Origin of the sequence: Streptomyces shenzhenensis, assembly GCF_021462265.1 — a bacterium.
Classification (GTDB): domain Bacteria; phylum Actinomycetota; class Actinomycetes; order Streptomycetales; family Streptomycetaceae; genus Streptomyces; species Streptomyces shenzhenensis.
On the sequence record NZ_JAJONF010000026.1, the window covers coordinates 72,308 to 84,964 of the forward strand.

Consider the following 12,657-nt stretch of genomic DNA (forward strand, 5'->3'; position numbering starts at 1 on the left):
CGGCACTTGGGTCATTAACGGCGGGTTGTTACTTGTCCGTCAAGCACCTTAGGCGCACAAGGCGCTGGTTCAAATTCCCGAACAGCTAGGTAAGGTAAGCCTTACTTATCCGGCAGTCGGTCCAGAGCCCGCATCCGATCGGTGGTAGCCCATGCTCTCCCCCGCCTCCCCCGCCTCCGACGCCTACGCGCGCCTCAGCGAGGCCTGCCCCGCCCTGGTGGTCTCCGAGCTCGGGCCGGGCGACGCGGCCCCGCGGGGCGGCGGCTGGGTGGGCGGCGCCGAGCTGGCGGCGGGCGGTGCCGCGCTGGACGCCTTCCTGGCCTGGGACGCGGAGCAGATCCTGCGGGACGAGGGGAGGCCGGCCCGCCCCGACGTGGTCGCGAGTTTCGGCCTGCACCGCTACGCCTGGGCCGCCTGCCTCCTGATCACGGTCCCCTGGTTCCTGGGCCGCCGGGTCCCCCGCCTCCCCGTGGCGGAGGTGTCGTACGACCGGACGGCGGGCCGGATGGCCGTGCGCGTCGTCTCCTTCGCCTGCCTCCCGGGCGACCCGGCGGCGGCACTGCCCGGCGCGGTGGTCGTCTCCGGCGAGGAGGCGCTGCGCGCCGAGGTGCGGGCGGCCGTCGCCGAGCACCTGGAACCGGTGCTCGGCGGCTTCGGACCCCGGATGCGGCGGCGCGGCCGCGCCCTGTGGGGCATGGCCACGGACGAGGTCGTCGAGGGGCTCTGGTACATCGCCGGGCTGCTCGGGGACGAGGCGCGAGCCGTACGCGAACTCGAACAGCTGCTGCCGGGCGCGACCGAGCCGTACGTCGGCTCGGCCGCGTTCCGGGTGCTGACCGGCCCGGCCGGCGAGCCGCTGCCCACCCGGGACCGGGCGAGCTGCTGCATGTACTACACCCTGCGTCCGGAGGACACCTGCGCCACCTGCCCGCGCACCTGCGACGACGCGCGGATCGCCAAACTCGCGACGGCCGCCGCGGCCTGAGGCCACCTCAGCCCGTTCGGGGCACCCCCCCGGGGGCAGGGCACCCCGCGGCATCCACTAGGATCGCCGACGGCAAGGCACTCCTGCGGGGACAGGGAATTCACAACTTCCTCACTTGTCGCAGGAACTTTCCGAGGAACCACCCGTATGGGTAGTCTTAATCGAACTCAACTCCCGCCCCTCATGCGGCAGTTCGAGCAGAATGCCGCCCTGGGGCATCCCCTTGCACTTCCTTGGCGGCCTCTTGGCCCGAAACCCCCTGAGGGCCAGTGGGATTGGGCCACTATGGCGGGCGATACGCCCTATCCCAATGCAAGGGACCCCTAGATGAGACTGACCGACATATCGCTGAACTGGCTGCTTCCCGGCGCCGTACTGCTCCTGGGCGTGCTGGTCGCGGTGGCGGTGCTGACGCGCTCCAAGCGGTCCGGTGGGGAGCACGCGAAAGACGACTCGTGGGAGCGCAGCGAGGAGCGCCGCCGGCGCAAGGAGGCCATCTACGCCACCGCCGCCTACGTGCTCCTGTTCTGCTGTGCGGCGGTGTCCGCAGCTCTCTCCTTCCACGGACTGGTCGGCTTCGGCCAGCAGAACCTCAACCTCTCCGGCGGTTGGGAGTACCTGGTGCCGTTCGGCCTGGACGGCGCCGCGATGTTCTGCTCCGTCCTCGCGGTGCGCGAGGCCAGTCACGGTGACGCGGCGCTCGGCTCCCGAATCCTCGTGTGGACCTTCGCCGGCGCGTCCGCCTGGTTCAACTGGGTGCACGCCCCCAGGGGCGGAGGCCACGCCGGCGCCCCCCAGTTCTTCGCCGGCATGTCGCTCTCCGCGGCCGTGCTCTTCGACCGCGCGCTGAAGCAGACCCGCAAGGCCGCCCTGCGCGAGCAGGGCCTGGTGCCGCGCCCGCTGCCGCAGATCCGTATCGTCCGCTGGCTGCGTGCCCCCCGTGAGACCTACAAGGCCTGGTCGCTGATGCTCCTGGAGGGCGTGCGCAGCCTGGACGAGGCGGTCGACGAGGTGCGCGAGGACAAGCGGCAGAGCGAGGCGAACCGGATGCGCCGCCGCGAGCAGGACCGCCTGGAGCGGGCCCAGCTCAAGGCCATCAGCCGGGGCCACCGCGGCTTCATCGGGCGCGGCCGGCAGGACGAGGTGCATCAGGTGGAGCGCGCCTCCCAGCCCACTACGGAGCCTGCCATAGCGGCGCCGGAGCAACTGCCCGTACGCCAGCGGCCCTCCCTTCAGCCCGTCCGCAAAGGGTCTGACCCGATCACCGTCGACCTGACCGCGGAGGACGACACAATGGCGCTGCCGCGCCTGGACTCCCTGGAGCGCAAGCTCAAGGACCTTGAGCAGCAGTTCGGCTGATCGGCTGCTGCCTGCCGTACGGCATCTCGGGACGGGGGTGTGACCTTCGGGTCACGCCCCCGTCCCGTTGCGTATGCGGCCCCGGCCCGGCGGCCTCGGCGTCAGGCGGCCTCGGCGTCCAGTTCGAACCACACCGACTTCCCGACCTCGTGCGCCTGGACGCCCCACGCGTCGGCGAAGGCGTCCACCAGCACCAGGCCCCGGCCGTGCGTGCCGTCGCCGGTGTCCGGGGCGCGCACACGCGGCTTGCGGCCCACGAAGTCCCGCACCTCCACGCGTAGTTGACTCGGCTCCACGACGGCTGTCAGCACCGCCTCGCGGTCCGTGTGCACCAGAGCGTTGGTGACGAGTTCGCTGGTGAGCAGTTCCGCGATCTCGGAGCGGCCGGGACGCCCCCAGTGCCGCAGCAGTTCCCGCAGTTCCCTGCGCGCCTCAGGCACCGCCCGCAGATCCGCCCGCCCCAGCCGGCGCCTGAACTGCGACGGGTGGCCCCGTTCCGTCGTGTCGGTCTCTTCCCCCGCCGTCTGCGCCGAGGAGGCCCCGATGGCCACGGGACCGCCCCCTCGTGCCTGACTGTTCATGGCCCCCGCCCGCACGCCGCTACCGGATCCCCTCCTGATCGAACACGTTCACGGGATCCATGCCCGCTCGGGCACGGGCCAGTCATGTCACGTCGATGACGACCGGGTGTTCGGCCAACTCCCCGGTCCGCTCCGGCACGTACGTCACCGCCCGGACCGTCCCGTACGTGCCAAGGGTGCCGCGGACCCGGTGTGATTCAGCCCCGTACACAATTCCCCGGGCTGTTTCACGCGGTCCGCGGCACCTGTGAACCTGGCCGAAAGCCGACCTTCCGGCTACTTGCCCCCGAGGCCGGTGGTGCCGATGTGAATGATCTTGTGGGTGGAGCGGCTCATGTCGACGATCAGCTTGGTGGAAGTGTTCCGGCTCCAGGTGAGGGTGACGGCGGCCTCCGTGTAGCGAGCCGTGCCGCGGTCGGTCACCTTCCACTTGAGCGGGGTGTTCTGGGCCCGCAGCACCCCGTCCGCGTGCTCCCGGGCCTCCCAGGCCTTCAGCTTCTTCAGGTAGGTCGGCTCGATGTAGTAGGCGCGCAGTGCCTTGGTCAGGCCGCCGCTGCCGTCGACGTCGCTCTCCGCGTCGATGTAGGCGCCGTAGAAGTCGGCGATGCGGGTGATGTTGTCGCCCGGGTCGCCGGCGACGCTGCGCGGAGCGCCGGCCGAGGCCTGGGCGGTGGCGCCGAGCCCGAGGGCCACGGCGAGGACACCGGCGGTGAGGACGGCGCGGGTCTTGCTGCTCATGTCTGATACCCCGTGTTCTGTGGGTGCTGTGTGTGCGGTGGGTTCTGGGTGTGCTGTGTGTGCCGTACCGGCTGTGCTGCCGTACCGGCCGTATGGACTGTGCGGTGGTGGTCCTTCGGGGCCGCCCTCCCGTCCCCCGAACGGGAGGACGGCCCCGTCCTTGCGGTGACCGTGGGTCAGTGGAGCTTGCGCACGGCCGTGGCCGTCGTCTTCTTGAACGCCTTCACCGGCGCGTCCGCGAAGCCGCCCAGCCGCCCCCAGTCCACGACCGTGACGGTGCGCCCGTCCCGGCCGACCGAGAGCAGCCGGATGTCACTGGCACCCCAGGAGGTCACGGTGTGCAGGGCGTAGACGTGGGCGCCGTCCCCGACGGGCAGGTCACCGTGGTCCTGGAAGGTGGCCCGGGTCTGCGGGTCGTCCATCTCGATCCGGTAGGCGCAGGACACGATGTCCTCGTCCAGCTTCGCGAACCGGCCCTTCGCCGCACGGACGCTGGGCAGTTCGGCGCTGACCTGTCGGGCACCGGTGTCGAGGTCGGTGCGGAACTCCCGGTACCAGGTGTTCTGACCGCCGCCGAGCGCGATGCCGAGGCAGGTGTCCCGTTCGACCTCCTCCGGTACTCCGGCGGTGACCCTGCCGGCCGTCCAGGACAGGCCCGGCTGCGGCGGCAGGTCGGCCGCCGCGAGGAAGCCGGGCGGCTTCGGCGCGGCGGCCGCCGGGGCGGCGAGCGCGGTGCCGACGGCCAGTGCGGCGCCGGCGAGTGCGATGAGCGCGCCTGCTCGGGTGCGCTTGGGCATGACTGATCCCCCGTGGGTCGGTGCATGGGTGTGGGATGCCGCCGACGGCGCCGGATGGTCGGTGCGGCCCTGGTCGGTGCGGCACCAGAAGCATCGGCCGTCACCTCGGCGAACCGCAACGGCCACCGCCCCTTTCACCTGCCTGGAACCATCCCAGCCTCGTTGACGTGCAGGTATGTGAGTGCCTGGGATACGGACGAGCGGGGGAAGGTGCGCGTGCGCGACGACGTCGAGGAGTTCGCGGCGCTGCTGCGGCAGTTGAAGGACCGTACGGACCGGAGCTACGGCTCCCTGGCCCGCCGCCTGAACATGAACACCTCCACCCTGCACCGCTACTGCGCGGGCGAGGCGGTACCGCTGGACTTCGCCCCGGTGGAACGCCTCGCCGCGTTCTGCGGGGCGACACCGCAGGAACGGCTCGCTCTCCACGAGCGCTGGCTGTGCGCGGTTGCGGCACGCCGGCGACCGAGCGCCACGGAGAGCGCGGGACCCGTGGAGAACACCGAGCCGGCGCCCCCCGCCCCCGTGCCGGCCGGCGCCCGCGAACCGGTGGAGAGCCCCGGGGCCGTCGCCGACCCCTCGGCGGAAGCGGCCTCCATCGCTGCCCCCTCGGCGGAAGCGGCTTCCGTCACCCGCCCCTGGTACCGGCGGCGCGGCACGCTGGTCGCCTCGGCGGTGGTCACCGTGCTCCTGGCGACGTTGGGCAGCCTGGCCGCTCTGCCGGACGGCCGCGAGGCCGGCGGCAGCGCGGCCCGGGACACCAGTTCCTCCGCCACCACCGCAGCCGGCGACGCCGACCGCCACGGCAACGGCGCCACCGGCACGGCGCCGGACTCCTCCTCGGCCGCCCCGTCGTCCCTGTCCGCATCGGCCTCGTCCTCCTCGTCCTCCTCGGCGGGCGACGGCACGGCCTCCTCCCCCGCCGGCCACGGCACGTCCACCACCCCGGCCCCGGCCGCCGTCCCCCTCACCTGGACGGCGAACTCGCAGCGGTGGGAGCTGGGCTGCGACCACGACTACGTCATCGACAAGCAGCCGGCCCAGGTCCCGCCGCCGCCCGCCCCGCAGGACGCCGGCACCTGGGCGGCCACCCAGGGCGCGGTGCACGGCGGCAACACGATCGTGGACGTCTCCGTGCAGGGCCGTTCGTCCACCGCCGTCGTCCTGGAGGACCTGCGGGTGCGCGTCGTCGGCCGTACGGCTCCCGCGCCCGGCATCGCGTACTCGATGGCCGACGGCTGCGGCGGCGGGCTCACGCCCCGTTACTTCGCCGTGAACCTGGACAAGGACCGCCCCATCGCCCGCCCGGTGGCCGGTGAGGGCCCCGACGGTCGGACCGTCTCGACGATGCGCCTGCCCTACCGGGTCTCCGCCACGGACCCCGAGGTGCTGCGCGTCAAGGCGGACACCACGGGCTGCGACTGCCGCTGGTACCTCGAACTCGACTGGTCGTCACAGGGACGCAGCGGCACGGTCCGGATCGACGACCACGGCAGGCCGTTCCGCACCAGCTCCATCAAGGGCCTGCCGCACTACTGGTACGGCTTCGTCGACGGCGTCCGCCAGTGGGTGCCCACCGGCTGAGTCACAGTCTGGGCCCCGGCCCCGGCCCCCGTCACGGCCGCGGCACGTTGCGCAGATTGGAGCGGGCCATCTGGAGCATCCGGCCCACGCCGCCGTCCAGGACCATCTTGGACGCGGAGAGCGCGAACCCGGTGACCATCTCCGCCTTGATCTTCGGCGGGATGGACAGCGCGTTGGGGTCGGTGACCACGTCGACCAGGGCCGGCCCCTTGTGCTTGAAAGCGTCTTTCAGCACGCCCGCGAGCTGCTTGGGCTTCTCGACCCGCACCCCGTAGGCGCCACAGGCCAGCGCGACAGCCGCGAAGTTGGGATTGGTGTTGGCGGTGCCGTACGCGGGCAGCCCCCCGACCAGCATCTCCAACTCGACCATGCTCAGCACCGAGTTGTTGAACAGGACCACCTTCACCGGCAGGTCGTGCTGGACGAGGGTCAGGAAGTCGCCCATCAGCATGGCGAATCCGCCGTCTCCTGACATCGAGACGACCTGCCGCCGCCGGTCGGTGAACTGGGCCCCGATCGCCATCGGCAGTGCGTTGGCCATCGAGCCGTGCGAGAAGGAACCGATGACCCGGCGGCGGCCGTTGGGCGAGATGTAACGGGCCGCCCACACGTTGCACATGCCGGTGTCGACGGTGAACACCGCGTCGTCGTCGGCGATTTCGTCGAGGACCGAGGCCACGTACTCCGGATGGATCGGGACATGTCTGTCGACCCTCCTCGTGTACGCCTGCACCACCCCCTCCAGCGCGTCCGTGTGCTTCTTCAGCATCCGGTCGAGGAACCGCCGGTTGGTCTTGGCCCGCACGCGCGGAACGAGACAGCGCAGGGTCTCGCGCACATCGCCCCACACCGCGAGATCCAGCCGGGACCGGCGGCCCAGGACCTCGGGCCGGACGTCGACCTGGACGATCCGCACGTCGTCGGGGAGGAAGGCGTTGTACGGGAAGTCGGTGCCGAGCAGGATCAGCAGGTCGCACTCGTGGGTGGCCTCGTAGGCGGCGCCGTAGCCGAGCAGCCCGCTCATGCCGACGTCGTACGGGTTGTCGTACTGGATCCACTCCTTGCCGCGCAGGGCGTGGCCGACCGGGGACTTGATCTTCTCCGCCAGCTCCATGACCTCCGCGTGGGCGCCCGCCGTGCCGCTGCCGCAGAACAGGGTCACCTTGTCCGCCGCGTCGATCATCGCGACCAGCTTGTCGAGTTCCTCGTCGCCCGGGCGGACGGTGGGCCGTGAGGTGACGACGGCGGCCGAGGCGGACTGCTCGGGGGCAGGCTGGTCGGCGATGTCACCCGGCAGGGTCACCACGCTCACGCCGCTGCGGCCGACCGCGTGCTGGATGGCGCTCTGCAGCAGCCGGGGCATCTGCTGCGGGCTGGAGATCAACTCGCTGTAGTGGCTGCACTCCTGGAAGAGCCGGTCGGGGTGGGTCTCCTGGAAGTAGCCGAGGCCGATCTCACCGGAGGGGATGTGCGAGGCGAGGGCCAGGACCGGGGCCATCGAGCGGTGGGCGTCGTACAGGCCGTTGATCAGGTGCAGGTTGCCCGGGCCGCAGGAGCCGGCGCAGGCCGCCAGCGTGCCGGTGATCTGGGCCTCGGCGCCGGCCGCGAAGGCGGCGGTCTCCTCGTGGCGGACGTGGATCCAGTCGATGGCCGAGTTGCGGCGGACGGCGTCCACGACCGGGTTGAGGCTGTCACCGACGACGCCGTAGAGGCGGCGCACTCCGGCGCGGACGAGGATGTCGACGAACTGCTCGGCGACGTTCTGCTTGGCCATGGCGGTCGGGCACCCTTCGGCTGCGCGGATCTCCGGCTTCCCCCCGCGACGCCCTTCCATGTATCCACACAGACCGCGCTCACGCCTCCCAGACGGCCGCCGCCGTACGGTCGTCCGCGTACCCCTTGACCCGTACCTGGGCGTCCGCGAGGAACGCGGCGAGGCCCGGCGGGGTACGGCCGGACCAGCGTCGGGCCAGGTAGGCGCAGAGGGCGGGTTCGCCGCGCAGCGGGTCGGCGAGGCCGCCCGTGCACATCACGAGAGCATCACCCGGGCGGGCTACCGAGGCCCGGAACAGGAACGGGTCACGGGGTGGCTCGGGGGCCGGTTCGTAGGGGCTCGGCGGGGTCGGGATGCCGAGGTCCATGGTGAGCCGGTCGCCCGCCGGGGTCTCGGCGGGCCGCGAGCCGAAGCCGAGCACGGGTTCGCCGGCGCTGTCGGTGTCGACGCGCGGTTCGATGTCCTGCCACTCGCCGTCGCGCAGCCGGAACAGCCCGCCCTCGCCGGCCCCGAAGAAGACGCGGGTACGGCACTGGGGGTGAGCGGGGACCAGGAGGCAGCGCAGGCTGGCCGCGTACTCCTCGGGGGCGACGCCCCGTTCGGCGGCGCCGGCGCGGAGCCTGCCGAGGCTGCGGTCGGTGAGCCGGTGCAGCCCGGACTTCAGGTCGCCGCGCCGGGCGGCCTGGATGTCCTCGGTGAGCCGCTGGTGGCTGCGGCCGACGGCCCGGGCGATCCACTCGCACACCTCGGCGGCGGCCCGGTGCGCGCCGGGGACGGCCCGGGCGCCGGTGGCCATCGCGACCAGGACCAGGGCCTGTTCGCCGGCCCCGAACCGGGCGACGAGCAGGGCGTCGCGGCGCGGCTCGCCGCGGTACCGGGCGGAGTCGCCGCGCTGCGAGACGGCCCGCAGGGTGCAGGAGCCGTACCGGGCGCCTTCCAGGACGGTGTCGGCGACCAGGTCGTCGAGTTCGTCGGGGTCGGCGGCGGGCAGGGCGGTGGGCTCGGCGTCGTAGGTGGGCGGCCCGGACCCGACGTAGTCGACGGAGGAGGCCGAAGGGGCCTCCTGCGGGACTCGCGGCACCCGTGCGGCCAAGGACTCCGGGGCAACCGTCCCTTCCGAGACTTCCGGGTCTCGCGACGCCCACGGGGCCAAGGGCTCCGGGGCAACCGTCGCTTCAGGAGCTTCCGGGGCTTCCGGGGCTTCCGGGGTTCGCGGCGCCCATGCGGCCAAGGGCTCCACGGCATCCGCCACTTCCGGAGCTCGCGACGCCCATGGGGGCAAGGACTCCGGGGCTTCCGGGGCTTCCGGGGCGGCACGCGGGGGTGGGGCGGGCAGGTCGGGACGGGTCGCGGGGTGGGCGGCGGCCGGGGCGTCGTCGTCCGCCTCCAGCTGCTCCTGGTCCTCCTCGTCCCACGGCCAGGCCTTCGGAGCGGGGGCGGCGGGCGCCCGCTGGGCCGGTACGGTCGGCGGTGCCTGGTCGCCGCCCGGTTCCGCGGTGACGCCCCGCCGTCCCCCCACCGTCTTCTCCGCCGAGGCGAAGCGGTCGTCGAGGGAATCGGGGACGGCCGTGGGTCCGGTGTCGTCGGCGGAGTCTTCGTACAACTGCCCCCACCAGTCGTCCTCATGACGGGCGGACCTACCCCCTGGCTGGCTCATGCCCCTAATTGTCCACCGCGTGGGCCGGATGAAAACGGGGCATCCGGAAAATCCCGTACCGGACCTCGTCCCGGGGGGTATGGCGAGGGACATCCTGAACACCCGTGCGACGAAAGGGGGTCGGCGACACGCACGGGGCGGGGTGGTCCGGAACTGGCCTTCCTGTCCTGCCCTCCCTGTTCGCGTGCCCGCTGGTGGCGGCCGGCCGTGGTGGGCTGGGCCGACTGAGGCTCAGAGCAGGTCGGCGAGCGGGACGGCGTCGGCCAGGGCGCGCGTGCCGGTGTCGTTGAAGTGCAGGTGGTCGCCGGGGTCGTAGGCGGGAAGGATGCGGCTGGGCCGCTGCGGATCCCGTACGACGGCGTCGAAGTCGACGTACGCGTCGAACACGTGCTGGGTGCGGATCAGGGCGTTCACCGCCTGCCGTACGGCCTCCCGGGCGTCGGTGTAGCCGCTGTACCCGGCGTACGGCGTGAGAGTCGCGCCGATCACCCGGATCCCTCTGAGGTGGGCGCGGGCGACGATGGTCCGGTAGGCCCGCACGAAGTCGGCGGGGTCCGTGGCCTCCGGGGTGCCCTTGATGTCGTTGATGCCTTCGAGGACGACCAGGGTCCGCACACCGCTCCGGTCGAGCCCGTCGGCGTCCAGGCGTCTGAGGGCTCCCGGTCCGCCGGTGCTGTCGCGCATGAGCCGGTTGCCGGAGATCCCGGCGTTGAGGACGCCGGTCCGCCAGGGCCGCAGCCGGTCCGCGAGGCGGTCGGGCCAGCGGTGGTTGGCGTCCATGCTGGTGCCGTTGCCGTCGGTGAGGGAGTCGCCGAAGGCGACCACACTGCCGTGGGCCACGGCCCGCACGTCGACGCCGGTGACGTAGTACCAGTGACCGGTGGTCCGGGTGTACGCGTCCCCGTCCTCGTCGGCGGCCCGCCCGGCACCGTCCTTCGCGAGGTAGCTGGTCTGGAGCGCGACCCGGTGGAAGGTGGCGGGCCCGGAGTCGCCCGGGGTCTCGACGGTGACCAGCAGATCGGCGGCGGCCGCGACGGCGAGCGGCACGGGGTCGCTGACCAGGTCCTGCCCGACGGGTACGACGGCGGTGCCGGCGCCCGCGAAGGTGGCGGCGCGCATCGAGCCGGGTACGGCGTCCGGTCCGTCGCCCTGCCGCAGGGCCACGGTGACCGCTCCGAGCCGCAGCGCGGCGCTGCCGAGCCGGTTGCTGACCCGCACGCGCACCGCGCTCCCCCCGACGCTCAGGTGCACGACGTTGCGGAACGCGCCGCCGGGCACGGCCGGTTCGGTACCGGAGGGCGCGGCCTCCCAGCTCCCGGTCCACAGCACGGGCCCGGCGTCGGCACCGGCCCGCCCGGTCACCCCCATCACCAGCAACAACACCACCGCGAGCACCCGCCCGACCCTGCCCATCCACACCTGCCCTCTCGAAGGCCCACTGGAGGGGAAGGTGACATACCGGGATCGGCTCGAACAGCAACCGGACCACGAGACCACTCGGGTGGCGGAGCGCGGAGCGGAGCCGGGGGGTGGAGCGGCGCGGTGGGGCGGGCGGAGCGGGCCGGGCGTGGTGACGGTGGCGGCCCGGAACGGACCGGGGTCGAACCGTCACCCCACCACCACGTTCCACCCGCCCCACCGTCCGGGGACGGACGGCGAGGGCTGCGATCAGTGCCTCGCCTCTGCTTCCACCAGCAGATGCCGGACGGCGTACGACCGCCAGGGCCGCCACTCGTCCGGTACGGTCGGCCCGGCCGGCGGGACGTCAGGGTCGGCGAGGGCGCGGACGCGCACCGTGGCGACGACCGCCGGGTCCATCCCCGGCAGCGCCCGCAGCGCCGCCTCCGCCTCGTCCCGGTCGGCGCCCGGATCCAGCCGTACCGTCCCGTCCGCGAGCGCCGCGGCAAGCGCGCCGAGGGTGCCGTCGGGCTCCGCCCCCGCGAGCACCGCGGGCTCGGGGAAGAGGTGGGTGAGGCCGCCGGACGGGGTGTCCAGCGCCGTGCCGTACCTCCGGACCAGCCGCTCGGCGCCGGCGGTCCCGACGAGGGCCCGTACGGCGGCCTCCGCGGGGTCCGCGGCGCCGGGCGACCGCAGCCCCGGCCGGGCCGCGACCAGCGGAGCGAGCCGCGTGTCCTCGGCGAGCCGCTCGTCGACGGCGTACGGATCGGCGTCGAGGTCGAACAGCCGGCGCAGCCGCTGTACGGCGGTGGTCAGATCACGTGGGTCGGTGAGGCGCAGCCGGGCGTCGAGCCAGCCGCCGGGACGGGCGCCCGGGCCCGCACCGGTCGCGCGAGTCGCACCGGTCCGCTCCTCGACGGCGACGACGGCGTGGCCGTACGGGAGTCGCAGGGTACGGCGGTAGGTGCGCGCGCCGGCGACGCCGGTGACCTCCTCCACGCCGGGCACGGATTCCCGCTCCAGCAGGTCGAAGACGGGGCCGGCCTGGTACGGGCCGCGGTGGGCGAGCCGCAGCGGGATCCCGGCGGCCGGGGATCCGCGCCGTGCGCCCCGGCCGCCGGGCGCGGCCTCGCGCAGCCCGCTCGGGGTGGTGGCGTACACGGCGCGGACGGTGTCGTTGAACTGCCGCACACTGGCGAAGCCGCTCGCGAACGCGATCTCGGTGATCGGCAGTTCGGTGGTCTGCAGCAGGGTGCGGGCGGTGTGCGCCCGCTGGGCCCGGGCGAGCGCGACGGGCCCGGCGCCCAGTTCGGCGGTGAGCTGCCGCTGCACCTGGCGTGCGCTGTAGCCGAGCCGGTCGGCGAGCCCGCCGACGCCCTCCCGGTCCACCACGCCGTCACCGATCAGCCGCATGGCCCGGCCGACGACGTCGGCGCGGACGTTCCACTCGGCGGAGCCGGGAACCGCGTCCGGGCGGCACCGCCGGCAGGCCCGGAACCCGGAGCCCTGGGCGGCGGCCGCGGTGGGGAAGAAGCGGACGTTGCGCCGCTTCGGGGTGACGGCGGGGCAGCTGGGCCGGCAGTAGATGCCGGTGGTCCGGACGGCGAAGAAGAACGCGCCGTCGAACCGGCCGTCACGGCTGCGGACCGCCTCGTACCTGGTCTCTTCGTCCATCACCCCTCAAGTCTGGGTGAGGGCCGGGGGCGGGGCTGGCGGGAATCGGACATGACGCCCCCGGCCCCCACCCCCCAACCCGACGGTCAGACGGCTACTGCTTCTGCTAC

The 12,657-nt window shown here is 73.3% G+C and carries 10 protein-coding genes; 3 read left to right on the plus strand and 7 right to left on the minus strand.

The window, feature by feature from the left end:
• Nucleotides 1–151 precede the first annotated feature (151 nt).
• Together LQ326_RS29120 and LQ326_RS29125 are read left to right on the plus strand one after the other, a co-directional pair.
• The gene (locus LQ326_RS29120) at nucleotides 152–985 is read left to right on the plus strand and encodes a (2Fe-2S)-binding protein (RefSeq protein WP_234542007.1); all 834 of its coding nucleotides are present in this window, start codon (nucleotides 152–154) and stop codon (nucleotides 983–985) included.
• Nucleotides 986–1,312: 327 nt separating this feature from the next.
• A complete protein-coding gene (locus tag LQ326_RS29125; RefSeq protein WP_234542008.1) occupies nucleotides 1,313–2,344 on the plus strand; it encodes a DUF2637 domain-containing protein in 1,032 nt (343 codons plus the stop codon).
• A gap of 101 nt (nucleotides 2,345–2,445) precedes the next feature.
• Here the strand turns inward: LQ326_RS29125 and LQ326_RS29130 are convergent, their stop codons facing one another.
• The 3 genes from LQ326_RS29130 to LQ326_RS29140 form a co-directional block, all read right to left on the minus strand.
• Nucleotides 2,446–2,895 carry an ATP-binding protein gene (locus LQ326_RS29130; RefSeq protein WP_234542009.1) on the minus strand — a complete coding sequence of 150 codons (450 nt, stop codon included), beginning with the start codon at nucleotides 2,893–2,895 and terminating at the stop codon, nucleotides 2,446–2,448.
• A 306-nt stretch (nucleotides 2,896–3,201) separates the two neighbouring features.
• Entirely contained in the window at nucleotides 3,202–3,663 is a 462-nt protein-coding gene (locus LQ326_RS29135) for a hypothetical protein (RefSeq protein WP_234542011.1), read from the minus strand.
• A gap of 176 nt (nucleotides 3,664–3,839) precedes the next feature.
• The gene (locus tag LQ326_RS29140) at nucleotides 3,840–4,460 is read right to left on the minus strand and encodes a hypothetical protein (RefSeq protein WP_234542013.1); all 621 of its coding nucleotides are present in this window, start codon (nucleotides 4,458–4,460) and stop codon (nucleotides 3,840–3,842) included.
• A gap of 210 nt (nucleotides 4,461–4,670) precedes the next feature.
• On the opposite strand from LQ326_RS29140, the gene LQ326_RS29145 reads away from it, so the two are divergent.
• Nucleotides 4,671–6,044 (plus strand): helix-turn-helix domain-containing protein, encoded by a 1,374-nt coding sequence (locus LQ326_RS29145; protein ID WP_234542075.1) that lies wholly within the window; start codon nucleotides 4,671–4,673, stop codon nucleotides 6,042–6,044.
• 31 nt (nucleotides 6,045–6,075) lie between these two features.
• Here the strand turns inward: LQ326_RS29145 and LQ326_RS29150 are convergent, their stop codons facing one another.
• From LQ326_RS29150 to LQ326_RS29165, 4 genes are all read right to left on the minus strand, one after another.
• Nucleotides 6,076–7,818, minus strand: a complete 1,743-nt coding sequence (locus LQ326_RS29150) for a pyruvate dehydrogenase (protein ID WP_234542015.1) — start codon at nucleotides 7,816–7,818, stop codon at nucleotides 6,076–6,078.
• Nucleotides 7,819–7,897: 79 nt separating this feature from the next.
• Nucleotides 7,898–9,475 carry a protein phosphatase 2C domain-containing protein gene (locus LQ326_RS29155; RefSeq protein WP_234542016.1) on the minus strand — a complete coding sequence of 526 codons (1,578 nt, stop codon included), beginning with the start codon at nucleotides 9,473–9,475 and terminating at the stop codon, nucleotides 7,898–7,900.
• Nucleotides 9,476–9,706: 231 nt separating this feature from the next.
• Complete coding sequence (locus LQ326_RS29160) at nucleotides 9,707–10,888, minus strand: SGNH/GDSL hydrolase family protein (protein ID WP_234542018.1); 1,182 nt, start codon at nucleotides 10,886–10,888, stop codon at nucleotides 9,707–9,709.
• A gap of 255 nt (nucleotides 10,889–11,143) precedes the next feature.
• Complete coding sequence (locus LQ326_RS29165) at nucleotides 11,144–12,547, minus strand: DNA-3-methyladenine glycosylase 2 family protein (RefSeq protein ID WP_234542076.1); 1,404 nt, start codon at nucleotides 12,545–12,547, stop codon at nucleotides 11,144–11,146.
• Nucleotides 12,548–12,657: the final 110 nt, after the last annotated feature.